The sequence below is a fragment of the Streptomyces xingningensis genome (assembly GCF_054957865.1).
Genome location: NZ_JBDJPF010000022.1, coordinates 66,874 through 91,398 on the forward strand (window position 1 = coordinate 66,874; position 24,525 = coordinate 91,398).

25 protein-coding genes and 1 pseudogene are annotated in these 24,525 nt (G+C 68.4%); 20 read left to right on the forward strand and 6 right to left on the reverse strand.

The annotated features are described in order from the left end of the window. Positions 1–362: 362 nt before the first annotated feature. From ABCR83_RS14170 to ABCR83_RS14190, 5 genes are all read left to right on the forward strand, one after another. On the forward strand, positions 363–4,235 hold the full coding sequence (locus ABCR83_RS14170; protein WP_462695318.1) for a GH92 family glycosyl hydrolase: 3,873 nt from the start codon (positions 363–365) through the stop codon (positions 4,233–4,235). A gap of 118 nt (positions 4,236–4,353) precedes the next feature. Continuing rightward, entirely contained in the window at positions 4,354–5,232 is an 879-nt protein-coding gene (locus tag ABCR83_RS14175; protein ID WP_462695319.1) for an FG-GAP repeat domain-containing protein, read from the forward strand. A gap of 200 nt (positions 5,233–5,432) precedes the next feature. Continuing rightward, on the forward strand, positions 5,433–6,356 hold the full coding sequence (locus tag ABCR83_RS14180; protein WP_462695320.1) for an FG-GAP repeat domain-containing protein: 924 nt from the start codon (positions 5,433–5,435) through the stop codon (positions 6,354–6,356). 111 nt (positions 6,357–6,467) lie between these two features. Further along, complete coding sequence (locus ABCR83_RS14185) at positions 6,468–7,313, forward strand: helix-turn-helix domain-containing protein (protein WP_462695321.1); 846 nt, start codon at positions 6,468–6,470, stop codon at positions 7,311–7,313. Then, on the forward strand, positions 7,297–7,503 hold the full coding sequence (locus tag ABCR83_RS14190) for a DUF397 domain-containing protein (protein WP_462695322.1): 207 nt from the start codon (positions 7,297–7,299) through the stop codon (positions 7,501–7,503). The genes ABCR83_RS14185 and ABCR83_RS14190 overlap by 17 nt, the downstream gene beginning before the upstream one ends. Positions 7,504–7,531: 28 nt before the next feature. Here the strand turns inward: ABCR83_RS14190 and ABCR83_RS14195 are convergent, their stop codons facing one another. Further along, positions 7,532–7,738 carry a helix-turn-helix domain-containing protein gene (locus tag ABCR83_RS14195; RefSeq protein WP_462695345.1) on the reverse strand — a complete coding sequence of 69 codons (207 nt, stop codon included), beginning with the start codon at positions 7,736–7,738 and terminating at the stop codon, positions 7,532–7,534. Between the two features lie 44 nt (positions 7,739–7,782). Further along, positions 7,783–10,497, reverse strand: coding sequence for an aconitate hydratase AcnA (acnA, locus tag ABCR83_RS14200; protein WP_462695323.1), 2,715 nt, complete (start codon positions 10,495–10,497; stop codon positions 7,783–7,785). A gap of 275 nt (positions 10,498–10,772) precedes the next feature. Here acnA and ABCR83_RS14205 point away from each other — a divergent pair, with 275 nt between their 5' ends. Both ABCR83_RS14205 and ABCR83_RS14210 read left to right on the forward strand, forming a co-directional pair. Beyond that, the gene (locus tag ABCR83_RS14205) at positions 10,773–11,336 is read left to right on the forward strand and encodes a GNAT family N-acetyltransferase (protein WP_462695324.1); all 564 of its coding nucleotides are present in this window, start codon (positions 10,773–10,775) and stop codon (positions 11,334–11,336) included. Between the two features lie 111 nt (positions 11,337–11,447). Then, complete coding sequence (locus ABCR83_RS14210) at positions 11,448–12,002, forward strand: Uma2 family endonuclease (RefSeq protein WP_462695325.1); 555 nt, start codon at positions 11,448–11,450, stop codon at positions 12,000–12,002. 49 nt (positions 12,003–12,051) lie between these two features. Here the strand turns inward: ABCR83_RS14210 and ABCR83_RS14215 are convergent. The 3 genes and pseudogenes from ABCR83_RS14215 to ABCR83_RS14225 form a co-directional block, all read right to left on the reverse strand. Next, positions 12,052–12,360, reverse strand: a pseudogene (locus tag ABCR83_RS14215) (DUF6624 domain-containing protein); the annotation flags it as partial. A 98-nt stretch (positions 12,361–12,458) separates the two neighbouring features. Next, positions 12,459–12,857: a GntR family transcriptional regulator gene (locus ABCR83_RS14220; protein WP_462695326.1), complete on the reverse strand. Its 399-nt coding sequence runs from the start codon at positions 12,855–12,857 to the stop codon at positions 12,459–12,461. A 1-nt stretch (position 12,858) separates the two neighbouring features. Continuing rightward, positions 12,859–13,857 (reverse strand): DUF1648 domain-containing protein, encoded by a 999-nt coding sequence (locus ABCR83_RS14225; protein WP_462695327.1) that lies wholly within the window; start codon positions 13,855–13,857, stop codon positions 12,859–12,861. A 93-nt stretch (positions 13,858–13,950) separates the two neighbouring features. On the opposite strand from ABCR83_RS14225, the gene ABCR83_RS14230 reads away from it, so the two are divergent. Next, a complete protein-coding gene (locus tag ABCR83_RS14230; protein WP_462695328.1) occupies positions 13,951–15,480 on the forward strand; it encodes a helix-turn-helix domain-containing protein in 1,530 nt (509 codons plus the stop codon). Between the two features lie 800 nt (positions 15,481–16,280). Further along, positions 16,281–17,516, forward strand: coding sequence for a hypothetical protein (locus ABCR83_RS14235; RefSeq protein ID WP_462695329.1), 1,236 nt, complete (start codon positions 16,281–16,283; stop codon positions 17,514–17,516). 71 nt (positions 17,517–17,587) lie between these two features. On the opposite strand, the gene ABCR83_RS14240 is transcribed toward ABCR83_RS14235, so the two are convergent. Then, positions 17,588–17,791: a type II toxin-antitoxin system Phd/YefM family antitoxin gene (locus ABCR83_RS14240; protein WP_462695330.1), complete on the reverse strand. Its 204-nt coding sequence runs from the start codon at positions 17,789–17,791 to the stop codon at positions 17,588–17,590. A gap of 415 nt (positions 17,792–18,206) precedes the next feature. Between ABCR83_RS14240 and ABCR83_RS14245 the strand changes: the two genes are divergently transcribed. The 11 genes from ABCR83_RS14245 to ABCR83_RS14295 all read left to right on the forward strand — a co-directional run bounded on the left by ABCR83_RS14245 (position 18,207) and on the right by ABCR83_RS14295 (position 24,313). After that, positions 18,207–18,497 (forward strand): hypothetical protein, encoded by a 291-nt coding sequence (locus ABCR83_RS14245; protein ID WP_462695331.1) that lies wholly within the window; start codon positions 18,207–18,209, stop codon positions 18,495–18,497. A 109-nt stretch (positions 18,498–18,606) separates the two neighbouring features. Continuing rightward, positions 18,607–18,960, forward strand: coding sequence for a hypothetical protein (locus ABCR83_RS14250; protein ID WP_462695332.1), 354 nt, complete (start codon positions 18,607–18,609; stop codon positions 18,958–18,960). After that, complete coding sequence (locus ABCR83_RS14255; protein WP_462695333.1) at positions 18,957–20,417, forward strand: hypothetical protein; 1,461 nt, start codon at positions 18,957–18,959, stop codon at positions 20,415–20,417. Before ABCR83_RS14250 ends, ABCR83_RS14255 begins: the two co-directional genes overlap by 4 nt. A 143-nt stretch (positions 20,418–20,560) precedes the next feature. Then, positions 20,561–21,373, forward strand: a complete 813-nt coding sequence (locus ABCR83_RS14260) for a hypothetical protein (RefSeq protein ID WP_462695334.1) — start codon at positions 20,561–20,563, stop codon at positions 21,371–21,373. Between the two features lie 28 nt (positions 21,374–21,401). After that, positions 21,402–21,842: a hypothetical protein gene (locus ABCR83_RS14265; protein WP_462695335.1), complete on the forward strand. Its 441-nt coding sequence runs from the start codon at positions 21,402–21,404 to the stop codon at positions 21,840–21,842. Then, positions 21,839–22,921 (forward strand): hypothetical protein, encoded by a 1,083-nt coding sequence (locus ABCR83_RS14270; RefSeq protein ID WP_462695336.1) that lies wholly within the window; start codon positions 21,839–21,841, stop codon positions 22,919–22,921. Before ABCR83_RS14265 ends, ABCR83_RS14270 begins: the two co-directional genes overlap by 4 nt. Positions 22,922–22,928: 7 nt before the next feature. Further along, positions 22,929–23,267 carry a hypothetical protein gene (locus tag ABCR83_RS14275; RefSeq protein WP_462695337.1) on the forward strand — a complete coding sequence of 113 codons (339 nt, stop codon included), beginning with the start codon at positions 22,929–22,931 and terminating at the stop codon, positions 23,265–23,267. Continuing rightward, positions 23,264–23,659, forward strand: a complete 396-nt coding sequence (locus ABCR83_RS14280) for a hypothetical protein (RefSeq protein ID WP_462695338.1) — start codon at positions 23,264–23,266, stop codon at positions 23,657–23,659. Before ABCR83_RS14275 ends, ABCR83_RS14280 begins: the two co-directional genes overlap by 4 nt. Then, complete coding sequence (locus ABCR83_RS14285; RefSeq protein WP_462695339.1) at positions 23,656–23,886, forward strand: hypothetical protein; 231 nt, start codon at positions 23,656–23,658, stop codon at positions 23,884–23,886. The genes ABCR83_RS14280 and ABCR83_RS14285 overlap by 4 nt, the downstream gene beginning before the upstream one ends. Further along, positions 23,883–24,083 carry a hypothetical protein gene (locus ABCR83_RS14290; protein ID WP_462695340.1) on the forward strand — a complete coding sequence of 67 codons (201 nt, stop codon included), beginning with the start codon at positions 23,883–23,885 and terminating at the stop codon, positions 24,081–24,083. Before ABCR83_RS14285 ends, ABCR83_RS14290 begins: the two co-directional genes overlap by 4 nt. 98 nt (positions 24,084–24,181) lie before the next feature. Next, positions 24,182–24,313 carry a hypothetical protein gene (locus tag ABCR83_RS14295; RefSeq protein ID WP_462695341.1) on the forward strand — a complete coding sequence of 44 codons (132 nt, stop codon included), beginning with the start codon at positions 24,182–24,184 and terminating at the stop codon, positions 24,311–24,313. The last annotated feature ends 212 nt before the right edge of the window (positions 24,314–24,525 follow it).

Sequence of the window (24,525 nt, forward strand, 5' to 3'; positions counted from 1 at the left end):
GGCGGTGTACCGGTCTCCCCTGTTGAACTTGCCGTCGACGAAGGGCCCGACACCGCGGGTCAGTTGAAGCTTGACGTGCTGGGCGTGCGCCGGGAGGGGGTGCTCGGAGCGATGCCGTCCGCCGCCTTCCCCCCGGTCCATCACAGGCGACGCACTGTCGCCCCGGACGCCGACAGGTATAGTCCACTTCATATCAACTGGGCAAGATCGAAGCAGTTTTGGCCATCAGTCTTTCCCTAGTTGAGACCTCTCCGACACCAGGCGACACCACCCCCGGAAGCCTTGACACCACTGGCCTCTCAGGACCTACTTAGCATTGCGCAACCGGGGTGACAACGTTGTCAGCTTTGGAGAGGCAAAGGATGAGACAGAGACTCAGACACCGCCGCAGCCTGCTTGTCCGCCCCGCGGCCCTCCTGGTGGCCACCGCATTGATGACGGTCTCTCAGATCAGCCCGGGCGGGGCCCTGGCGGCCTCCGGCAGCGGCCAGGAGGCCGAGGCCGGACAGGACCGCTTCAGCTCCTCCTTCGAGCCCGGCCAGCCGCAACCCGATTGGCGCAACACCGTGGAGACCGGGCCGGACGGGCGCCTGAAGTCCTCCGGAATCGACGGCGGGGACACCAGTGGCATCCCCGGCAGTGTGGCCGACCGCGTCACCGCCGTCCGCGCCAGCGGGGAGAACCGGGAGGGTGGGGAGGTCAAGGAGAACCTGATCGACGGCGAGGGCAGCACCAAATGGCTGACCTTCGAGAAGACCGCCTGGCTGGAGTTCGACCTCTCCGAGCCGGTCAAGACCATACGGTATGCGCTGACCTCCGCCAATGACGCCGCCGGCCGCGACCCCAGGGACTGGACACTCAAGGGCTCCGACGACGGCCGGATCTGGACGGTCCTGGACACCCGCAAGGGCGAGCTCTTCGAAAGGCGCTTCCAGACCCGGGAGTTCGACTTCACCAACACCGCCTCCTATCGGCATTTCCGGCTGGACATCACCCGCAACGGCGGCGAGGACCTCATCCAGCTCGCCGAGGTGGACTTCGCCACCGCCGACACCGGCGCTCCCCCGCCCCGCGGCATGCGCAGCTATGTGGACCACGGCCCGACCGGGTCGCCCACGGCCAAGGCCCGTGCGGGCTTCACCGGCACCCATGCGCTGCGCTATGGAGGCACCCACCGGGCCCGCGGCCACGCCTATGCGTACAACAAGGTCTTCTCCGTGCACACCAGGGTCACTCCCAGAACCCTGCTGTCCTACAAGGTCTTTCCGGCCATGCCCGAGCGCGACCCGCTCTACCCCGCCACCCATGTCGCTCTCGACCTCGCCTTCACCGACGGCAGCTACCTCAGCGAACTCGGCGCCCGCGACCAGCACGGGGCGCTCCTCACCCCGCAGGGGCAAGCCGATTCCAAGACGCTCTATGTCAATCAGTGGAACAACAAGGAGTCGCTGATCGGCTCCGTGGCCGCGGGCAAGACCGTGGCCCGGGTGCTCGTCGCCTATGACTCGCCCACCGGCCCCGCGAAGTTCCGGGGCTGGATCGACGACGTCTCCCTCGCGCCCGCCCCGGAGGAGGGTCGGCCCGCCCATCCGGCGGACTACGCCCTCACCACCCGTGGCACCCTTTCCAGTTCGAGCTTCTCCCGTGGCAACACCTTCCCCGCCACTGCCCTCCCCCATGGCTTCAACTTCTGGACCCCGGTGACCGACGCGGGCTCCCTCACCTGGCTCTACCAGTACGCGGCCGGCAACAACGCCGACAACCTCCCCACCATCCAGGCCTTCAGCGCAAGCCATCAGCCAAGCCCCTGGATGGGCGACCGGCAGACCTTCCAGGTGATGCCCTCGGCGGCCGCCGGCACCCCCAATGCCTCGCGCACGGCACGGGCCCTCCCCTTCCATCACTCCCGCGAGACCGCAAAGCCGCACTACTACGGCGTCACCTTCGACAACGGGCTCAGATCCGAGATCGTGCCCACCGACCATGCCGCGATGATGCGATTCACCTTTCCGAGTGAGAACTCCAGCGTCATCCTTGACAACGTCACCAACCAGGGCGGCCTGACCCTCGATCCTGCGCACGGCACCTTCAGCGGCTGGTCCGATGTGCGGAGCCCGCTGTCAACCGGCGCGGGCAGACTGTTCGTTCACGGTGTCTTCGATGCGCCCGTGATCGCCGGCGGCCGGCCCAAGGGCGGCGGCGGTTCACACGTCACCGGCTATCTGCGCTTCCGGCCGCACCAGGACCGCAGGGTCACCCTGCGCATCGCGACCTCCCTGATCAGCCTCGACCAGGCGAAGGCCAATCTGGAGCAGGAGATCCCGGCACACACCTCGTTCGACCAGGTCCACGACCGGGCCCGGGCCGCCTGGGACGCCCTGCTCGGCCGCATCGAGGTCGAGGGTGCCAACCGCGATCAGCTCACCACCCTCTACTCCAGCCTCTACCGGCTCTACCTCTATCCCAATTCGGGATTCGAGAACACCGGTACCAGGGACCACCCGCGGCACCGCTACGCCAGCCCCTTCTCCCCGCCCTCGGGCGCGTCCACCCCGACCCGCACCGGCGCCCGGATCGTCGACGGCGAGGTATACGTCAACAACGGTTTCTGGGACACCTACCGCACCACCTGGCCCGCGTACTCCCTGTTCGCCCCCGGCCAGGCGGGCCGGCTCGTCGACGGCTTCGTCCAGCAGTACAAGGACGGCGGCTGGACCACCCGTTGGTCCTCCCCCGGCTATGCCGACCTCATGACCGGCACCAGCTCCGACATCGCCTTCGCCGACGCCTATGTGAAGGGCGTGCGGTTCGACGCCGAGACCGCGTACGAAGCCGCCCTCAAGAACGCGACCGTCGTGCCCGTCAATCCCGGCACCGGCCGCAGCGGAATGGACACCTCCGTCTTCCGGGGCTATACGAGCACCGAAACGCGGGAGGGCATGTCCTGGGCCATTGACGGCTATATCAATGACTTCGGCATCGCGAAGATGGGGCAGGCGCTCTACGCCCGGACGCACAAGAGCCGCTACCGCGAGGAGTCCGACTACTTCCTGAACCGCGCCCGCAACTACGTCAGGCACTTCGACCGCCGGATCGGGTTCTTCCAGGGCCGGGACGGAAATGGCGCCTGGCGGCTCTCGCCCGACAGCTATGACCCCCGGGTGTGGGGCAACGACTACACCGAGACCAACGGCTGGAACTTCGCCTTCACCGTTCCCCAGGACACCAGGGGACTGGCCAATCTCTATGGCGGCCGCGCGGGCCTGGCCAGGAAGCTGGACGCCTTCTTCGCCACCCCGGAGACCGGCGCCCCCGAGTTCGCCGGTTCCTATGGCGGCACCATCCACGAGATGACGGAGGCCCGGGACGTCCGCATGGGCATGTACGGCCACAGCAACCAGCCCTCGCACCACATCGCCTATCTGTATGACGCGGCCGGGCAGCCCTGGAAGACCCAGGAAAAGGTCCGTGAGGTGCTGTCCCGGCTCTATCTCGGCAGCGAGATCGGCCAGGGCTGTCCCGGCGACGAGGACAACGGCGAGATGTCGGCCTGGTATGTCTTCAGCGCGCTCGGCTTCTATCCGCTGGTGATGGGCCAGGGCGAATACGCGATCGGCTCGCCGCTCTTCACCAAGGCCACCGTGCATCTGGAGAACGGCCGCGATCTGGTCGTCAAGGCCCCGCGCAACAACTCCCGCAATGTGTATGTGCAGGAGCTGCGGGTGAACGGCAAGCGCTGGGACTCCACCGCGCTTCCGCACTCGCTGGTGGCGAACGGCGGAACGCTCGAGTTCGACATGGGACCACGGCCGTCCTCCTGGGCCACCGGCGAGGACGCCGGTCCCACCTCCCTCACCCAGGACGACCGGGTGCCCTCCCCCGCGTCCGATGTGACCGTGCCCGACGGCTCGGCGCTGACCGACCGCACCTCCCGTACGGACGCCACCTTCACGGTGGCCCCGCTGGAAGTGACCCCCGGGGCCCGGGTGTCCTCCTACACCCTCACCTCCGCCGACCGGACGAAGGCCCCGCGCGGCTGGGTCCTGGAGGGCTCGGACGACGAAGAGAACTGGACTGCAACCGATCAGCGCGCACACGAGTCCTTCACATGGGACCGGCAGACACGGGTGTTCGCACTGCGTACCGCCGCCACCTACCGCCACTACCGGCTGAAAGTCATCGGCGGCAAGGCGAACCTGGCTGAAATCGAGCTGTTGGGTTCACCACAAAGGTAGTTGAAGGTAGTTGACGGTCCTGAAAACTGTGTAAAAATCATGATGATCCTGTGGTGCCCTTCATGTCCAGAAAGGCACCACAAAGTTAAGTTTTGCTCATATTTGGGGGAGAGCTCTCATGGCTCACAAGTCCGGGCGTGGTCTGTCGCGCCTCGTCACCACCGCGGTCGCCGTCGCTCTGGTCGGGGGGACCGCCGGCACGGCCATGGCCGCCGGTACGGCGAACAACAGCACGGCCGCGAAGAACCCCACCGCCGCCGCCCCGGTCTTCCCGATCGGCGCCATCACCAAGGCGGACAAGTTCTACTTCTACGAGGCCGACGGCAAGGGCGGACTGAAGCACCGCCAGGGCGGCGACAAGCTGCGGACCGTCATCAAGGAAGAGACCCAGGTCGACCGCGACGGGGACGGCCGCCACGACGGCGACTATGTCATCGGGAAGAACGGCGACCTGTTCTTCCACGGCCTGACCGGCAAGGACTACAAGGTCGCGGCCAACTTCGGCTACTTCTACCGCGGCCTCGTCTCCCCGGGCAGCCTGGACGGTACCGGGCATGCCTCCCTCGTGGCACTCGGCAAGGGCGGCACCGCCAAGGTGCTGCTCACCAGGGACAACGGCACCATCACCCGCGATGTGCGGCTCGGCGGCAAGGAGTGGGGCGAGTACGTCGAGCTCGCGGGCCGCGGCGACCTCACCGGTGACGGCAAGGCGGACATGGTCGCCCGTGACACCAAGGGCACCCTCTGGCTCTACCAGGGCACCGGCAACGCCCGGAAGCCCTTTGCCGACCGCACCAGGATCGGCGGCGGTTGGGGCAAGTACACCCACATCTTCTCCAGCGGCGATGTGAACGGCGACGGCCACAGCGATCTGCTGGCCGTCGACGGCAAGGGCGCGCTCTGGCTGTACAAGGGCACCGGCAAGGCGTCCGCCCCCTTCAAGTCCCCGGTGAAGATCGGCAAGTCGGGCTGGAACCAGTACCGCCTGGTCTTCTGATCCCCTCCGGCAGCACACCACGGGCCGCGCCCCTCACCGGGGGCGCGGCCCGCCCCGGCACGGCCGCCCGCGCGGCGCCTCGCCCCACAAGCCCCGGGTGAAGACCGTCCGGTCTTCCGGCCCGTTCCCCCCACACGTCTGGGGCGCTGCGGTTCTCCGCAGTGCCCCAACTCCCTTTCCCACCAGACATGGAGTCTTACGTGACCCACGTTTCCGACCGCGCCCTGTCGCGCGTCGTCACCGCGGCGATCGCCGTCGCGCTCGTCGGCACCACCGCCGGTACGGCCCTGGCCGACGGCCCGGCCTCCGCACCCCAGGCCGTACAGCAGGACCTCAAGGCCGGGGCCAACGCCAAGGCCGCGGCGGCCGAGCCCACCGGCGCGGCGCCGTTCCTCCCGATCGAGGCCGTCAACAACAAGGGCGAGTTCTTCTTCTACACGCCCGACGGCAAGGGCGGTCTCAAGCCCCGCAAGGCGGGCAAGAACACCAAGGAATCCCAGCAGGCCTGGCAGAGCTTCAAGTTCGCCACCCAGGTCCACGACCGCTGGGGTGGCCGCATCGGCAGCTACCTCCTGCACAAGAGCAACCGGGCGTACTTCGCCGGCAAGTTCGGCGCCCTGACCGTCGGCACCAACTGGGGCCAGTACGACACCTTCTTCTCCCCCGGCGACCTGGGCGGCTCCAAGGACTCCGACCTTGTGGTGCGCGACAAGTCGGGCGTGCTGTGGGTCTACCCGGGCAAGATCACCGGCGAGCTCGGGGGCCGCAAGAGGATCGGTGGCGGCTGGAACCAGTTCACCCAGATCACCGGCCGCGGTGACCTGACCGGCGACGGCAAGACCGACATCGTCGCCCGCGACAAGTCGGGTGTGCTGTGGCTCTACAAGGGCACCGGTGACATCAACAAGCCCTTCACGGGCCGCACCAAGATCAGCGGCGGCTGGAACCAGTACACCAAGCTGGTCGCCACCGGTGACGTGGACGGCGACGGCCACAGCGACCTGCTCGCCGTGGACAAGAAGGGCGCCCTCTGGCTCTACAAGGGCACGGGCAAGGCCTCGTCCCCCTTCAAGTCTCCGGTGAAGATCGGCAGCGGCTTCGGCCAGTACCGTCTGGTGTTCTGATCCGGTCCGGATCGTGACGACGAGGGCCGCGACTCCGGACGGGGTTGCGGCCCTTGTGCGTACCGGCCAACTCCGCTAACCCAGTGAACAGTTCACGCTACGCTTGGTAGCGTGACCCAGTCCAGGAACACGGATCCGTACACCGATCCCCGGGCGTTCTACGGCTCCGAACTGCGGCGGCTGCGTGAGGCCGCCGGTCTCACCCAGGAGCAGCTCGGGGAGCGTGCGTTCTGTTCCGGCTCGTATGTGGGGCAGTTCGAGTCGGCGATCCGGCGGCCTCAGCTGGAGCTGTCGAAGATATTCGACGAGGTCCTGGGGAGCGGGGAGCACCTCCAGCGGCTGTGCCGTCTGGCACGCCGATCGAAGGTCGCGGACTATTTCGCGGATGCGGCGGATCTGGAACCGCGAGCGAGGACCATCAGCGAGTTCTCTCCCATGCTCGTACCGGGGTTGTTGCAGACGGAGGCATACGCTCGGGCACTGACCCGGGCTGCGCAGCGGTTCGCTTCACAGCAGGTGGTGGAGCAGCTCGTCAGCGCCCGGATGGAGCGAACACAGCTACTCGAAGGCCCAACCGCGCCGGTGGATTGGACCATCATTCATGAGGCAGCACTTCGTGTGACCGTCGGAGACCCCGCAGTCATGTGCGAACAACTCGCCCATCTCATTGAGTCGGTTCGCACCCGGCCGAACATCGTGCTCCAGGTGATGCCGTTCGCCGCCGGACCGCATCCGTTCCTGAACACCATGGTGTCGCTGATGCAATTCGATGACGCACCACCTGTCGCGTACACCGAGAGCGCATACACAGGCCAACTCATCGAGGAACCTGCCCTGGTCGCGCGGTTTCAATCGGCATACGATCTGGCCAGGGCCGCCGCGTTGTCGCCGGAGGCATCCCTGACTCTGATCGAATCAGCGATGAAGGACTGCGCAACTCATGAGCACCGCGCCTGACTTACTCACCGCCAAGTGGCGCACATCGTCCTACACCAACGGAGATGGCGGCAATTGCGTCGAAATCGCCGACAACCTCCCCAACGCTATCCCTATACGCGACACCAAGACCCCCAAGGGCCCCGCCCTCATATTCCAACCCGCAAGCTGGAGACCCTTCATCCACACCCTCAAGAGCGGCAACCTCTGACCACGTGCGTCCATGACCGTGGTACGAGTCAGACAGCATCACCCTCGAAGCAGAACTCGGGGGTTGCCCGCGAATCAATATGTGCACCCGCTTCGAGCGCGGTGGCCAGCCACTCGATCAGCTCAAGCGTCGGATCCACGCCGCTCTCCTCGATGCGCTCAATGTCTTCTTCCGTCATCCCGGCCCGGTCGGCGAGCGCCACAGCGCTCCAGCCAAGACGGCGGGAGGGCCGCACCCCGTGTACCGGGGTGCGGCCCTCCAACTGCCTCTGGCAAACCCTTACTTGCGGATCAGTGAGCGCAGCACATACTGCATGATGCCGCCGTTGCGGTAGTAGTCCGCCTCACCGGGGGTGTCGATGCGGACGACCGCGTCGAACTCCACGCCCGTGTCCGTCGTGACCTTGACCGTGCGCGGCGTACGGCCCTCGTTGAGCTCGGTGACGCCGGTGAAGGAGAAGGTCTCCTCGCCGGTCAGGCCGAGCGACTCCGCCGAGGCGCCCTCGGGGAACTGCAGCGGCAGGACGCCCATGCCGATGAGGTTGGAGCGGTGGATGCGCTCGTAGGACTCGGCGATGACGGCCTTGACGCCGAGCAGCGCGGTGCCCTTGGCGGCCCAGTCGCGGGACGAACCGGAGCCGTACTCCTTGCCGGCCAGCACGACCAGCGGGATGCCCGCCGCCTGGTAGTTCTGCGAGGCGTCGTAGATGAACGAGACGGGAGCGTCCGCCTTGGTGAAGTCGCGGGTGAAGCCGCCCTCCGTGCCCGGCGCGATCTGGTTGCGCAGGCGGATGTTGGCGAAGGTGCCACGGATCATGACCTCGTGGTTGCCACGGCGCGAGCCATAGCTGTTGAAGTCGCGACGCTCGACACCGTGCCCGGTGAGGTACTTGCCGGCCGGGGTATCGGCCTTGATCGCACCGGCCGGGGAGATGTGGTCGGTGGTGACCGAGTCGCCCAGCTTGGCCAGCACGCGGGCACCGGCGATGTCGGTGACCGGGGTGGTCTCCATCGTCATGCCCTCGAAGTACGGGGGCTTGCGGACGTAGGTGGACTGCGGGTCCCACTCGAAGGTGTTGCCGGTGGGGATGGGCAGGGCCTGCCACTGGGCGTCGCCCGCGAAGACGTCCTGGTAGGACTTGTTGAACATGTCCTCGCCGATGGCGTTGGCCACGACGTCGTTGATCTCGGCCTCGGACGGCCAGATGTCCTTGAGGTGGACCGGGTTGCCGTCCTGGTCGGTGCCCAGGGCGTCGCGGGTGATGTCCACCTTCATGGAGCCCGCGAGGGCGTACGCGACGACCAGCGGCGGGGACGCCAGGTAGTTCATCTTGACGTCGGGGTTGATCCGGCCCTCGAAGTTGCGGTTGCCGGAGAGCACCGAAGTCACGGCCAGGTCATGCTCGTTGACGGCCTTGGAGACCTCCTCCGGCAGCGGGCCGGAGTTGCCGATGCAGGTGGTGCAGCCGTAGCCGACCAGGTTGAAGCCGACCTTGTCGAGGTAGGGGGTCAGGCCCGCCTTGTCGAAGTAGTCGGTGACGACCTTGGAACCCGGGGCGAGCGTGGTCTTGACCCACGGCTTGCGGGTCAGGCCCTTCTCGACCGCCTTCTTGGCCACCAGCGCGGCGGCGACCATGACATAGGGGTTCGAGGTGTTGGTGCAGGAGGTGATCGCGGCGACGGTGACCGCACCGTGGTCGATCTCATAGCTGCTGCCGTCGGGGGCCGTGACCGTGGTCGGTCGGGTCGGCACGCCATTGGCGGCGGCCGGGGCGTCGGAGGCCGGGAAGGACTCCTCGCCCGCCTCGTCGGCGTCGTCCACGTAGTTGAGGACGTCCCGCTCGAACTGCCGGGCGGCGTCGGCCAGGACGATGCGGTCCTGCGGGCGCTTCGGGCCGGCGATCGAGGGAACGACCGTCGACAGGTCGAGCTCGAGCTTCTCGGAGAAGTCCGGCTCGGCGGCCGGGTCCAGCCACAGGCCCTGCTCCTTGGCGTACGCCTCGACGAGCGCGACCTGCTGCTCGCTGCGGCCGGTCAGGCGCAGGTAGTTAAGGGTCTCGTCGTCGATCGGGAAGATCGCGGCGGTGGAGCCGAACTCCGGCGACATATTGCCGATGGTGGCGCGGTTGGCGAGGCTCGTGGCCGCCACACCCTCGCCGTAGAACTCGACGAACTTGCCGACGACGCCGTGCTTGCGCAGCATCTCGGTGATGGTGAGCACCAGGTCGGTGGCGGTGGTGCCGGTGGGCAGCTCGCCGGTCAGCTTGAAGCCGACCACCCGCGGGATGAGCATGGAGACCGGCTGACCGAGCATCGCGGCCTCGGCCTCGATGCCGCCGACGCCCCAGCCGAGGACGCCGAGGCCGTTGACCATGGTGGTGTGCGAGTCGGTGCCGACCAGGGTGTCGGGGTAGGCCTGGCCGCCCCGGACCATGACCGTACGGGCCAGGTGCTCGATGTTCACCTGGTGGACGATGCCGGTGCCCGGCGGGACGACCTTGAACTCGTCGAACGCGGTCTGGCCCCAGCGCAGGAACTGGTAGCGCTCCTTGTTGCGCCCGTACTCCAGCTCCACGTTCTGTGCGAAGGAGTCCTTGGTGCCGAACTTGTCGGCGATGACCGAGTGGTCGATGACCAGCTCGGCCGGGGCCAGCGGGTTGATCTTGGCCGGGTCACCGCCGAGTTCCCGGACGGCCTCCCGCATGGTGGCGAGGTCCACCACACAGGGCACACCGGTGAAGTCCTGCATGATCACGCGGGCCGGAGTGAACTGGATCTCCTGGCTGGGCTGGGCCTGGGAGTCCCAGTTGCCCAGGGCTCGGATGTGGTCGGCGGTGATGTTGGCGCCGTCCTCGGTGCGGAGCAGGTTCTCCAGGAGGACCTTCAGGCTGTAGGGGAGGCGCGCGGAGCCCTCGACCTTGTCCAGCCGGAAGATCTCGTACGACTCGTCGCCCACCTGCAGCGTGCTGCGAGCGTCGAAGCTGTTCGCCGACACGACAGTCTCCTTTATGTGCATGAATTCGCGTACTGCGGCAATGCTGCCGCGACAAGGTCGCGCCGATCCGCTAAGGTACGCCTAACTTAGGTATGCCTTAGCGACGCGACAGCGGTACGCCCCTTGGCAGATATCTCGATGTCGAGATAACTCTAATACATCGCCGCGGCTGGGTCATGCGCCGCTGTGTCCTGATGTCCTTTGACTCGAGCAGATCCGTGGCCCAGCCCTTCTCTCCCGGATCACTCCCACGGGCGTGCGATAGGTTGCCCGCCATGACCGGACTCGGACCCGCTCCCTGGCCACCTGCCCCGATAGGGACCGAACGGCTCGTGCTCCGCGAGTCCGAGGCCCGGGACCGTGCGGCGTTCATCGAACTGTTCGCCTCGCCGAAGGTGGGTACTTACGTCGGTGGCGCTCGACCGCGCGAGGAGCTCGAATGCGCGGTGCCTGAGGTGCCCGGGCGACGCCCTGGTTTCTTCGTGGTCGATCTCGACGGGGCGATGATCGGCATGATCACGCTCGACCGACGCGACGCGGAGCGTCCGGGTCACGTCCGTCCGGATGCCGGAGAGACCATGCTCGGCTACCTGTTCCTGCCCGAGGCGTGGGGACGTGGGTACGCCGCCGAGGCGTGCGCGGCGGCACTCGACTGGTTCGCGGACACGCACCCCGGCGAGCCGGTGGTGCTCTGCACCCAGACCGCCAACGACCGCGCGATGCGCCTTGCGATGAAGCTGGGGTTCACCGAGGTGGAGCGGTTCGAGGAGTACGGCGCCGAGCAGTGGTTCGGCGTGTGGTCCCCGGTCACGCCGTCCGCTTCCGAGTCCGGGCCTTGACGCCACCCGTATGAGCGACCGACCCCGCTGAAGGAGCGGCGAACTGGGCGCTGATTGCTGTAGACCCTGGACAGTCGTCGTGCTGCAGTCACGACGTCCGCAGGAGGACCGATGAGTACACAGCCCCATTCCTACGCAGCCGACGATCCCGAAACCGCGCTGAAGTACGCGATCCAGCACTACGAGGGGGACCGGGTGCAGATCGTGGAGGGGGTCATCACACCAACGTCGCCGAGCTGGGACCACGAGAATGTCGCGGATGTGATCCGCGAACAGATCGGGCCGGTCATGAGGAAGCTTGACTGCCGGGCAGGTTCAGGGAATCTGGACCTGCCCGGCAGCCCCAATTGGTACGTCCCGGATCTGGCCGTGGTTCCCAAGGAACTGGCGAGGGGAGGAGGGGCCCTGCTTCCCGACCAGACACTTCTGATCGTGGAGGTCACCTCGGATTCCAACGGCGGCACCGACAGGATCGTGAAGCGCCGCCGTTACGCGGAGTACGGAGCGCCCCTGTACCTCTTGGTGGATCGGCAAGAGCAAGCCTGCACCCTCTACTCCGAGCCCGGCGAACTCGGCTACACAAGGGTGGCCGGACCTCATCGGTTCGGCAAGTCCATCCGGCTTCCCCACCCCTTTGAACTCGACCTGGAAACCAGCGAGTTCTAACCCGGGTCCATCCCGGCCGACCGGCACGAAGGACCGGAGGTCAGCCGGGTCAGCGGGGCGCGTGGCAGGCCGTGTAGGCGGCGAACGGCTCGATGCCCACCCCGGCCCGCAGCTCGTCCATGCGCTCCGGCTCCCGGCACGGCCAGGGGACGGGGGCACCGTCTTGGACACCGGCGATCTGGGTCCCGTAGATCTGCTCGTGCCCTTCGTTGGTCAGCGTCCGGTCGCGCAGGAAGGCAAGGTCACGTGGGCTTGCCTCACCGGCCTCGACGGCCTCCGTCATCAACTCCACCGCACGTCGCTGGACATCCAGTTGGCGGTCGGCGTGCTGGGCGATGAGCCAGGCGGCGCGGGCGGCCATGGCCAGCAGTTCCTCGGTCAACCTCGGGTCCATGTCGGTTCTCCTCTCGGGTCCGGTATCACGCTAGGGGCTGTTGAGCTGCCGGAATTCGATCTTCAGGAGGGTGACAGCGGGGGCCGGGTCGGCGATACTTGATCTGTGCCCAGGCCGGTACGGACGAGTTCGAGGATCTCCTCGTCACCCAGGCCGAGGGCACGGGCCTCCGAAATCAGCTGCAGGGCACCGTCGATGAGGCGGGCCCGCCCCGCCGAGGCGTCGCCGGAAGTGACCACCGCACCACGGCCGCGGCGCAGTTCGATCAGCCCTTCCTCGCGCAGCCGCTGATAGCCCCTGAGCACCGTGTGCACATTGACGCCGAGCGAGTCGGCGAGCGCACGGGCGGCGGGCAGTCGCTCACCGGGCTCCACGGAGCCATCGGAGATGGCCCCGCGCACGGCGGCGGCGATCTGGTCGCCCAGGGGCACCGAGGAGTTGGGGTCGATGCGGATCAGCACCTCAGCCTCCGTGGTCCGCGCGGTCGCGGTCGCGGACGACGAGGGCGTTGAGCAGTGCGGCCGCCGTGGCGGCGTCATCGACCGTGACCACGAATTCGCTGCCGGTGGTCAGCCGGGCCACGATCGCATCGCCGGAGCGCAGCACGATCCCGCTGCGGCCCGAGCGCACCCGGTAACCCCAGCCGCCGAACTCGCGGAGCGGGTCGACCGGACGACTGGTCGCCGACTCGATGCGCTCGAGGGGGATCCGCAGGCGGGGGAAGGAGAGCCACCGAGGCATGACGGTCAGGCCATACCGGTCGACGACGACGCGTGCGCCGGGGAAGACCAGGGTCACCGCACCCGGGATCAGCAGGGCGATGCCGCCGAGCCAGCCGGCCAGGAACATCAGTGCCACGCCCGCCACCAGCAGCCCCGCCCCCAGGACGACGATGGCCCGCGAGCCGATGGACCGCGTCCAGGCAGCGCTCTCGCCCTTGCGGAGGTGCAGCCGGGGACCGGAGTCGCCCGTGAAGACGGTGGCCTTTGTGATGGGCGGTGCGGCGAAGCCCGCCAGCAGCACTCCGACGCCGGCCAGCACCCCGGCCACGGCCAGGATGACCAGCAACTCCACGGGGCTGAAGCGGACTTGCCCGGCGGACCCACTGCCCGCATTGGCCAGCACGGTCGCGATGAGCAGTGCCCCGCAGAACCCGGCCACCCCATAGGCGAGCCCCGTGAAGGACCGCCAGCCGGTCGGCCCCACCTCCAGTGCATAGGCGAAGACGGCGAAGAGGAAGGCCGGGACCAGCAGCAGGGGCAGGCCGGTGGCGAGTACATCACCCACGGAGGTGAATCCGTCGGCCCGCCCGGAGGCAGTGAAGTGGGTCGCCAGCCGGTCCGGCAGCCGGTCGCGGGACGCGGTGAAGACGGCCAGGAACACGGCACAGCCCACCAGATAGGGCGCCACCACCAATGCCAGCCGCCACGGCTTCCCCACGGTACGTGCGGGCTTCCCCATGACCCACCTCCAAGCTGTTCGCATAGCAATAGAACAAATCTAAATCACCACCCGGGGCAACAGGGATCTCATATCTGAGATAACGTCTGACCCATGACAGACGCCTACCTCGCTCGCATCGGCAAGCTCATCCGTGATGCCCGGCAGCACCGCGGCTGGACCCAGTCACAGCTCGCCGATGCGCTCGGCACCAGCCAGAGTGCCGTCAACCGTATCGAGCGCGGAAATCAGAACATCAGTCTTGATATGATCGCCCGCATTGGTGAGGCGCTTGACAGCGAGATCGTCTCTCTGGGCTATGCCGGACCCATGCATCTGAGGGTCGTCGGCGGCCGCCGCCTCTCCGGCTCCATCGATGTCAAGACCAGCAAGAATGCCTGTGTCGCCCTGCTCTGCGCCACGCTCCTCAACGCCGGTCGCACCACCCTGCGGCGAGTCGCCAGGATCGAAGAGGTCTACCGGATCCTGGAGGTGCTGAGCAGCATCGGTGTCCGGCACCGCTGGATCAACGGCGGCGGCGACCTGGAGATCGTGCCGCCCGCCGAGCTCGACCTGGCGGCGATGGACACCGAGGCGGCCCGTCGCACCCGCAGCGTCATCATGTTCCTGGGGCCGCTGCTGCACCGCATGGACCAGTTCGGCATCCCCTACGCCGGCGGCTGCGACCTCGGCACCCGGACCGTGCAGCCGCATATGACCGCACTGCGCCACTTCGGCCTGGAGATCACCGCCACCGACGGCACCTACCACGCCAGGGTCGACCGCTCGGTCTCCCCCACCCGTGCCATCGTGCTGACCGAGCGCGGCGACACCGTCACCGAGAACGCCCTGCTGGCCGCCGCCCGGCACGACGGAGTGACCGTCATCCGCAACGCCAGTTCCAACTACATGGTCCAGGACCTCTGCTTCTTCCTGGAGGAACTGGGCGTACGCGTGGAGGGCGTCGGCACCACCACCCTCACGGTGCACGGGGTGACCACTATCGACCGCGATGTGGACTACGCACCCTCCGAGGACCCGGTCGAGGCCATGAGCCTGCTCGCCGCCGCCGTGATCACCGAGTCCGAACTGACCATCCGCCGGGTGCCGGTGGAGTTCATGGAGATCGAGCTCGCCGTCCTCGAGGAGATGGGCCTCGACCATGAGCGCAGCTCCGAGTACCGGGCGGACAACGGCCGTACGCGGTTGCTGGATCTGACCGTCCGCCCCTCCAAGCTGCGCGCCCCGATCGACAAGATCCACCCCATGCCGTTCCCCGGCCTCAACATCGACAATGTGCCGTTCTTCGCGGCCATCGCCGCCTTCGCCCAGGGCCAGACCCTCATCCATGACTGGGTCTACGACAACCGGGCCATCTACCTCACCGACCTCAACCGGCTCGGCGCCGACGTCAAACTCCTCGACCCGCACCGGGTGCTGGTGGAGGGCCCGACCCGCTGGCGCTCGGCCGAGATGATGTGCCCGCCCGCGCTCCGCCCGGCGGTGGTGGTGCTGCTGGCGATGATGGCGGCGGAGGGGACGTCGGTGCTGCGCAACGTCTATGTGATCAACCGGGGTTATGAGGACCTGGCGGAGCGGCTGAACTCGATCGGGGCGCAGATCGAGATCTTCCGGGACATCTGAGGATCGGGCTAAATCGGTAAAATCGCCACCAGCCGCAACAGGCACCCGATTTGGCCGCTGACCTGCGGAAACACCCACCGATAGCCTCCCATCACTTCCGGTAGCTTCCGACGTCTCGTGCAACGGATGTGCAGCGCAGCCGCCAATGCCTGACGATCCGTCAGACAGTGTTTTTGCGGTCAAGCGAAGTCCCCGCATTCTCTACGGAGAGTGACGGGGGCTTCTACTTTGCCCTTATTTGCGCAGGCCAGGACCCTGGAAGCGAGATTGGCAAGGCGATTGAACTTACGGAATGTAGTGCTAGCCTCATGCCTCGCGCACGACGGATCGAGCCCCAACCGGGCCACCGGAGTGTGCAGTTCCACGGCGTCCTGCGCCCGCTCCGGCGGTCCTGGGCGACGACAACACCGGCGGGCCTGAACAGCACAAAGCCCCGAAGCGCTTAGCGCCCCGGGGCTCTCTGCTGGCCGGACCTGCCGGTCCTGTAAACCAACCGAAGCCCGCGCTTGAACTTTGGCGAGTGATCCGCGCGGAAATCGGCATACGAAATACAGGTCCGAACCGATGCCCAGTCTGCCACAAGGCAGGCTGCCCGCACGACCCGACGGGCCAATTCGGCCTGCCCAAAATCCGTGCGGTGTCCAGCCTGCGCCCTGTCCGGGGAGCCCCCCGGAACTCCCCTCCCCTACTGCCCCGTTGCTGGCGATCGCGCCTTCGGCACGGCTCGCAGCTCTCCCCAGCAACGCTTACCCGCTCAAGATCGCTACGCCTATCGCCACAGCGGCCCAGGGCGGTGCGCGATGACCTACGGCGCGGGTATCCAGCGCGGCCCCATGGCGGCCGACAACTTCACGCAGATCGCGAACGCCCTCTTCCGGGACCGCCGCATCAGCTTCAAGGCCAAAGGGATCTTCGGCCTGATCTCCACGCACCGCGACGGCTGGCGCGTCACCGTCGCCGAGCTCGTGCGCTCCGGCACCGATGGGAAGGCGGCTGTGACCGCCGGCCTGAAGGAGCTGGAGAAGTTCGGCTACCTGGTCCGCGACCGCGAGCGCCGCGAGAACGGCACCCTCGGGGATGCCGTGTACTCGATCACGGACATGCCCGCGCACCTCTTCGACCTCTACGGCGACGACGCGCCCGCGCTGCCCATCCAGCGGCAAAACCGCAGGTCAGAACCTAAGTCCGAAAATCCAGCGCTGGAAAATCCTGCGCAGGCTAATCGGACCACAAAGAACACCACCTCCAAGAAGACCACCGAGCAGAAGACCAAGCCCCGTCCGTCCGTCCGTACCGCGCGGGCGTCCGCGCGAAGCGTCGTCACGGTCGCCGTGGACGGAGGGACGGACGGCCACCAGGTCGAGCCCAACGAGACCGAGCAGCCCAAGGCAGTGGCCCCCACGGAGGGGGTGCTGCTGCTGACCGCGATCGGCAGCGAGAAGCCGGAGTTCCGGCTGACTGGTAAGCCGCTCGCCCATCAGGGCCTCGTGGTGGATGGGCTGCTGGCCTCCGGCTGGACGCCCGAGCAGATCCGGGACATCGTCGCCGGCCGCCCCCTGCCCGAGAAAACCCGCAGCGTCGGCGCGGTCGTCTCCCGCCGCCTGCGGGACGCTGCGGCCTCGCCGTCGCCTTCTGCGGCCCCCGCCCTGGCCCCGATCCCCCGTCAGCCCGCCGCCCCCTCGGCGGAGTCCACTGTCCCGACGCACGCCGACCGGACGGTCGAGGAGGCCACCAACCGCCGCATCCACGCCGAATGCCCCGGCAGGGACGGAATCTGTGGTCTTCCTCCCGAGGCGGAGACCGGGCTGTGCCGGGAGTGCTCCGGCTGGCTCCGGTGCCCGGAGTGCCGCACTAATCACCCGGCCGAACGCCCCTGCCCCACCTGTGCGGCTGCGGAAGCGGAAGCCGAGGCAGCGTTCCGCGCGGCCGTCGGCGACGAGGCGTACGAACGGGCTCTCGACACTGCCCCGCTGATCTTCAACGAGCCCACCGAGTCCGAGCGCTTGATCGGCCTGTCCGGCGAGGGGGCGCTGTGAGGGAGCGGCACACCGCGAGCGGGCAGCAGAAAGCCCCCGCCGGGGCAGTGGCGGGGGCCGGGATTGGATTCTCAGGACTCGGTGGCCGGCGGTCCGGACTTCGGCGCCCCCGGCTCGCCCAGCAGCTCAACGGCGCGCTGGAACCAGTCGATCGGCACCACGGCGGCACAGGGCTTTCCCCGCCAGGTGATCTCTGTCGCCTCGCCCTTGTAGCGGGCGGCTCCGATGAGGTCCGCCCAGTTCGTCCGCGCCTCGTCGGCCGTCTTCGAGTCCATGCGCCGAATCGTACGGAACCACCGACCACAGCGAAACTGTCGAACCTGTTGAAACTTACGATTCGACAGGTCTAGAGTCGCCCCCGAGCCCGACTGGAAACCCGGCAACGGGACTCATGCTTGGAGCTGCACCCTGCTTGACCTGCACAAACGCGCCCTGAAGCGGTAGCCAACCCGTCGGATGGAAGCGCCCGGATCTTGAGAACTGAACAGGTGCCGCCAAAGCCCGCGAAGGAGGTGAATCGGGCACGGCGGAGAACACACCCAAGGACGGCCCTCGGTGGGCTCCTGCGGGAGCGCGGGTTCGAATCCCGCTCCGTCCACCCAATTCCGCGCAGAAAAAACGGCCCTGACCAGCGATGCCACGCCAGATCAGGGCCTTCGCCGAACCCTTCCAAGACAAGGAGACCGACGCGTGAAGACCATAACGCCCGCGCAAGCCGAGCAGGATCTTGCCGACGACCTGTTCGCCCGCCTGATCGAGTTCCTGACCGACGCCGCCGGGATCGGCGCGGACATCTCGATCAAAATGCATCGTCCTGTCTCCGCGGTACTGATGGAGGCGGTCCGCGAGGCGATCGAGTCCCCCGGTTTTCGCTTCAGCGACGGCGGCCTCGCCGAAGCGATCGGCCACAGCGGCAGCGCGACGGTTTCCGTCCAGGCGGAGCTCCTGCTGGGCGAGTCCGCGCCGGGCGAGGCCCGCTGATGGGGCGCCACCGCAAGCCCTTGCCCCTCCACAAGCGGGTCAGGGACCTCGCCCCCTTCTTCGAGTCGGTGCAGGCCGGCCGCCGCCTCCAGCAGAAACGAGTACAGCCGTGAACAACCTCTACACCGCCGGGGATGTCCGCCGATGGCAGCGCGACGCCGCCCACGCGCTGACGCGCCTGTTGAAGCGCGCCGCCGACGCCGAACTCCCCGCGATCCCCTGGACCGTTCACACCGGCCGCGAGCTGCACGGCACGGTGCAGTGCCCCGACGACGGCCGCCGGGCCGTGTTCGAGCTCTGGCGGCAGCACCTCGGCCTGACCGAGCGCCCGGCCGGCCGCTCCCTGGGCGTCCTGCGGCTGTGCGCGTACGGCGAATGCGACGGGGTGCGCGTCGTCCTGACCGCCGACATCTACGAGGAAGACGCGGCCGACGGCTCCGGCGACGAGGCGGCCGAACGATGACCGTCACAGCCACCGCCCCGGCCTCCGACCCCGCGTTCGTCTCCGACCGGGAGGCCGCCCAGGCCCGCGAAGCCATCGCAGAGCTCCGCACCGTGCTGTGGGTCATGACCTGGGCTCTGATCATCATCGGCGCCGGGTGTCTGGCGTTCACCTGCGTCAACGTCACCCGCTTCGCCATCAGCCTCGGCACCCCCGTCAGCACCGCGTGGCTGCCCGATCCCCTCGGCACCCTCGCCCTCCTCGGGCTGCTCTACATCGAGGACCGCCTGGCCCGGCACGGCTACCGGTCGAAGGGCTGGCCGATGGTGTTCCGCTGGTTCGCGGGGCTCGCGGTGTGGCTCATGAACTGCTGGCCTTCCCTCTACCCGGACGGCTTCCGTCTTGTCCCGCAGCCGGACGCCGGCGGGGTCCTCCTCCACACGGTGGTGCCGTTCTTCACGGTCTTCCTCGTGGAGTCCGCGAGCGTGCTGCGGCGGTGGGTCACCGACCGCATGACCCGCTATGAGATGACCGTCCGTCACTGGGACGAGCAGCAGGAGCGCAAACGCGAGGAGGCCGCGAGGGCAAAGATCGAGGCCGAGGAGAAGGCCGCCGAGGATGCCCGGTGGGAGGCCGAACGCGCAGAACGCGAGACCCGCGAAGCCGCGAAAATCGAGGCGGACCGCGAGGCGGAGCGGCAGAAGATCGAGGCTCAGCGCGAGACCGAACGCCGGAAAATCGAGGCCGACCGCGAGGCCCGCGCCTACGAGGAGAAGAAGCTTCGCGAGGCCCGCGCCCACGAGGAGAAGCTGGCCCGCGAGACCGCCGCGAGGGAGCGCGAAGCCGCCGAACGCGAGGAGCGCACCAAGATCAAGCTCGCGGAAATCGAGGGCCAGCACAAGCGTGAGGCCGCGAAAATCGAGGCTGAGAAGGAGGACCGCGAGCGGCAGGCCCGCGAGGCCGAGAAGGCTGCCGAGGCGGAGCGCGAGAACAAGCGGATCATCGCGGAAGCCCAGGCCAGGGCCATTGAGGAAGAAGCCGCACGCCAACGCGAGGCCGCCGAACGCGAGGCTCGCGAAAAGGCCGAGGCCGCCCAGCGTGAGGCCGCCGCGAAGGCGGAGCGAGCCGCTGCCCGAGCCTCGAAGAGTGCCCGCCGCCGACCCTCGGAAAATGACGCGGGACCCTCGGAAAGTGCGCGGCGTCAACCCTCGGAAAACGAGGAGCGCACCACTCGCGGGGCTCGCGCCGCCCAGCGCGAGGAGGGCATCCGCGAGGCCGCCCGTGCCCTCGTCGGCGAACGCAAGATCACCGCGAAGAGCCTCGGAGACCAGTACGGCCGCGCCGAGACGTGGGGCGGCGACTGCATCCGCGAGGCCCGCAAGCGCCTCGCCGAGGACGAGCAGTTCCGCGCGGAAATCGAGGCCGCCGAGCTCGAAGCGATGTACGCCGCCGAGGGCGCCGAAGAGCACGCCGTGTAACCGCCTCTCCGGCCGGAAGTCCGCGCCCCACAAGGGGAGAAGCGCACCGGCCCGGAGGACGCAGCAACGGAGCAGGGCCCGGGGAACGGCTCCGACACCACCCCGGGCCCCTTCGTCCCCTGAAGGAGAGGACGCCTCCCACTGTGACCGACATACAGACCGAGCAGCACTCGAACACCGATCCTTTCCACGTCCCCCTGCCGCCCGAAGAACCCGAGCCGGGCCCGTGGTGGACGAAGCCGCCGGGTGATCTGCTGCCGGACGAGTCCCCCCTGCCACCGAAGCCCGACATCCCGCCAATGCCGAGTCAGCCGCCCACGGTCGGAGCCGAGGAAGACGTCGAGGACGAGACCGAGGCCGCCGTCGAGGCCGCCCCGGGGCCGTCGCCCCTGCGGCGGTGGGCAGCGCGGGTCAGGACGGCGAACGCCGCCGCCAAGCAGCAGCGCCAAGCCGTCGAGGGCGACGTCGAGTTACCCGTCGAGGCCGAAGAGGAAGCGCCGTCCCCCAGCCGCCGCGCCCGCCGCCTGAAGCGCCTTCGCGCGCTCCGCAAGCGCAGCGGCGAGGAGGAGCACCAGGAGGACGAGCACCAGCACCAGCGGCATTACCGTCCCCGGCCCGTCATCCATGACGGCAATGAACACACCCATGAATGGTGGTATGCGCTCCAGCCGGTCACCCGCGGGCTCCTCTACAACGCCACGGCCGCATGGCTGGGATGGGAGCTGCGCATCTTCGGAGGCAAAAGCCTCGGCACCTGGGAAGTGCGCTTCTTCGAGTCGGCCGGCCGCGAGACCTCGATCACGACCGCGACCGTCGTTGCGCTGATCGTGACCGGCGTCATCGGCTGGAAGATCGACCACCCTACGCGGCACTGGTTCCCGCCGCTTGCGTGGTTCTGCCGCGTCCCCCTCGCTACCACCGTCCTCGCCCTGGGCTTCGCCAACACCAACCACTGACGCACACTGCGCCCCGAAGGGATTTTCCGTGTCCTCCGTCAATTTGGCCGCCGGGGGCGGCGCCACGTTCGGCTTCTTCGGTGCTGGCGGTCTTGCCGTCGCGATCACCGTCTATCTCTTCCTGCGCTGCCGCAAGGGCTCCTCCGCCAAGCTGGCGCCCCAGGGGGCGGCCGTCACCGGCTTTCTCGCGGGCACGCTCTACATGCTGGCGGGCGACCGCTGGAGCGCCGCAGGCGAGATATCCAAGGGCGTGACGGGCAGCCTGCAAGACGCGTTCGCCAACACCGGCCCCGCCGCCGTCGCCCTGGTGCTAACCATCGTCCTCATCTACTCGAAGAAGATGCCGCCCTCGATCGCGGCTTTCCTCGGGATCGTGACCGCAACGGCGTATCACCAGGCGGGCGCCGTGTGGCTGATGCCGGAACAGATCATCAATAGCGCCCTCTCCCATGTCCCGGGCCTGCGATGAGGAGCGCGATACCGCGCGCGCTGCTACGGCGTGTCCTGGGGTCGCTGAGCGTCCGGGGGACCTTCGCCTGCCCCGACCTGAAGCCCTATGTCCTCTTCCGCCCCGGTCACCTGCTCCGTTCCTTCTTCGCGGGCTCGAAGCTCCTGCTGGGACTCCTGGGCAAGGGCTCCCTCGTCCTCCTGCGCCGCCTCGGCTGCGCCGTGCGGCAGAAGCTGCGGGGGCGGAAGTGGGCGCCCTCCTCCGTCGTCCCGGGCGCCTTCGCGGCGCTGGCCGGCCTGATGACGGCCGGGAAATTCGCCGGGCCCTGGATCGAGTCGGCCACCACGGCTGTGGAGGGGTGGAGAGGGCTGCCGGTCGTCTACGCGGTCGGCGGGGGAGCGTGGATCGTGGCCGCTCTGGCGGTAGCGCCGCCTCGGGGAGTTGATCAAGAAATAGCGGGGGAGGAGGACGGCGACGAGGACGAGGAGGCAGGGCAGGGGCTGGGCGAGGACGAGGTACGCCACTTCTTCCTTGTGACGCTCCGTAAGGTGATCGGCGGCACCAACGGTGCCCACGTCGTGGATCTGCTCCCCGCACTGGCGAGCACTCACCCCCACTTCACCACCTGGTCCGCAACCGAGATCCGCGCCGCGTGCGGCCGATACGGAATCCCCTTCCGCGAAGGGGTGAAGGTCGAAGGCCACAACCGGATGGGCATCCAGTGCGACGACGCCGCCCCCGCCCTGGCCGCGCTCGACGCTCCTCTCTCCCTCACCGTGGAGCGGCACGAGCACGGCATCACCTTCCGCCCCGGGGCTGACTATCTGGCCTCCCTCATCTCCTCCCGGCCCGCGCCCCAGCCCCTTCTCGCGCGTACGGAAGAGCCTTCTCCCGTCCCTTCTCCGGCCCCCTCTCAGCGCCTTCCCGCACCCCCTCCCCCAGCCCCTTCCAGCCCCCAGGTAGGCAGTAGTCCCGCAGGTCAGACGGCTACCTCCGACCTACCTACCCCTGCACTGGCCGCCGACGGAGCCCCGGCCGGCCACGGCCGCCCCCGGCTGCGGCTCGTGAAAAACACCGATCCCGAACCAGTCCAGGAGTGAGCTCTCCATGCCCTTGTTCGGCCCCACCCCCGCCGAGCGCATCGCCGTGCTCAGACAAACGCTCGACGACCGCCGCAGCGTCATCGCCACGTACCCCGACGGCCACCCGGCCAAAGACCTCTACATCAAGGAGACGGCCGCGATAGCCGGGGAAATAGAGCGCCTGTCCCGAAGCGGAACCAGCCGCCTGCCCTCCGGTAAGAGCCTCGGCGTCGTCACCGTCCTCGTCGGCCTCGGCATGGCGTGGCTCGGCCGCAGCACAGGTTCCCCCGTCTCGACCTGGGCCGGTTCATCACTCGTAGCGATCGGCTGCCTCCTCGTGATCCTCGGAAGGACACCCCGTTGACCGACTCCACCGCGCTGCGGCGGCGCCTTCACCGCGCCGTCGGAGCTCACTACTACCGCCGTGTCTTCCGGCTGATCCAGCGCCTCGAAGAAGGCGGCACGGTCGTGTGGAGCTACCGCCGCCACCACACCGTCCGCCCTCAGCTCCTCGCGCGTCAGGCGGAGCTCGCGGCCGGCGAAGCCGAGACGTACGAGAACGAGGCCGCCGACGTCGCCGCGGAGCTGTCCGACTACCCCGAGATGCCGCCCGTCTCCTGGCACGAAGCGCGTGCCGCCGCCCTCGGGCGCGTTGCCGACTGGGCGATCCTCGCCGCCTGCGGCATCGCCCGCTCCGAGGACGTCAACCGCGCCGTGCAGGAGCTCGCGCGGGTCGAGGAGGACGGCACGCGATGAAGTCCGCGATGACCCTCGAAGACCTCTTGGCCGACGTCGCCACCCTGCTCGACACCTGCCGCTCCTGGGCTTCGCCCGACGCCCAAGGGGCGATCCATCTCGGCCCCCTCGCCGCCCAGGGCCTCCTCAACGCCCTCTCCGAGGCGACCCGTTCCACCGCCCGCGCAAGGGCGCTCCAGCCCCGCCTCACCGCTGTCCCCACCGCCCCGAAGGAGACCGTCCGTTGAACCCGATGCGCTGGCAGTGCCCTGAACTCCACAACGGCCTGAGCGCTCCCACCCACGGCATCCACTCCAGCCGCCCCGAGTTCATCCGCGCCGCCGTCGAACGCCGCGCCTGTTCCCACATCGCCCCCGAGGAGCGCGCCGAGCTGGAGGCCGGACGCGTCCCCGCCCGCCTGGCGCCGAAGGGGGAAGACGAGTGAACCGCCGCCGACTCCCCAGCGGACCCGCGCCCGCCGTACCCGGGCAACCGTCAGGCCCCCAGCCCGTGCAGGTCCGCCTCATGGGCGACGATCAGGCTGTGCGCCGCCTTGTTGACGCCATGCAGCGATCGGGCAACTGCGGTCCCGCCGACTACCGGCCCATGCGCAACAGCACCGGCACCCGCGCCTACCTCACCGTCGTCGTCCCGCCCCCGGAAACCGCCCGGTGAACGGCATTCACTGGCAGTGCTCCAACATCACGATGGACTCAGCGCACCTTCCTTTGGCTCCACTCAGCGCGAACGGCTCGGGTCACCTGATCGCGCCGCACCTCAAACGGATCAAGTCCGTCGGTCCGTTCGGGATAGCGGAGGGACCGCTGTGAGACGAGCAATGCTCAAGACCTGTGGATCGGCCCCGGGTTGGTGCGTGAAGGGCGTAC

Bases quoted from the DNA above. Each gene is read 5' to 3' on its own strand.
- ABCR83_RS14210 (WP_462695325.1), top strand. From the start codon at position 11,448: ATGAGTACACAGCCCCATTCCTACGCAGCCGACGATCCCGAAACCGCG.
- ABCR83_RS14170 (WP_462695318.1), top strand. From the start codon at position 363: ATGAGACAGAGACTCAGACACCGCCGCAGCCTGCTTGTCCGCCCCGCG.
- ABCR83_RS14240 (WP_462695330.1), bottom strand. From the start codon at position 17,791: ATGGACTCGAAGACGGCCGACGAGGCGCGGACGAACTGGGCGGACCTC.
- ABCR83_RS14205 (WP_462695324.1), top strand. From the start codon at position 10,773: ATGACCGGACTCGGACCCGCTCCCTGGCCACCTGCCCCGATAGGGACC.
- ABCR83_RS14275 (WP_462695337.1), top strand. From the start codon at position 22,929: ATGCCCTTGTTCGGCCCCACCCCCGCCGAGCGCATCGCCGTGCTCAGA.
- ABCR83_RS14225 (WP_462695327.1), bottom strand. From the start codon at position 13,857: ATGGGGAAGCCCGCACGTACCGTGGGGAAGCCGTGGCGGCTGGCATTG.
- ABCR83_RS14255 (WP_462695333.1), top strand. From the start codon at position 18,957: ATGACCGTCACAGCCACCGCCCCGGCCTCCGACCCCGCGTTCGTCTCC.
- ABCR83_RS14190 (WP_462695322.1), top strand. From the start codon at position 7,297: ATGAGCACCGCGCCTGACTTACTCACCGCCAAGTGGCGCACATCGTCC.
- ABCR83_RS14235 (WP_462695329.1), top strand. From the start codon at position 16,281: ATGACCTACGGCGCGGGTATCCAGCGCGGCCCCATGGCGGCCGACAAC.
- ABCR83_RS14285 (WP_462695339.1), top strand. From the start codon at position 23,656: ATGAAGTCCGCGATGACCCTCGAAGACCTCTTGGCCGACGTCGCCACC.
- ABCR83_RS14230 (WP_462695328.1), top strand. From the start codon at position 13,951: ATGACAGACGCCTACCTCGCTCGCATCGGCAAGCTCATCCGTGATGCC.
- ABCR83_RS14175 (WP_462695319.1), top strand. From the start codon at position 4,354: ATGGCTCACAAGTCCGGGCGTGGTCTGTCGCGCCTCGTCACCACCGCG.
- ABCR83_RS14270 (WP_462695336.1), top strand. From the start codon at position 21,839: ATGAGGAGCGCGATACCGCGCGCGCTGCTACGGCGTGTCCTGGGGTCG.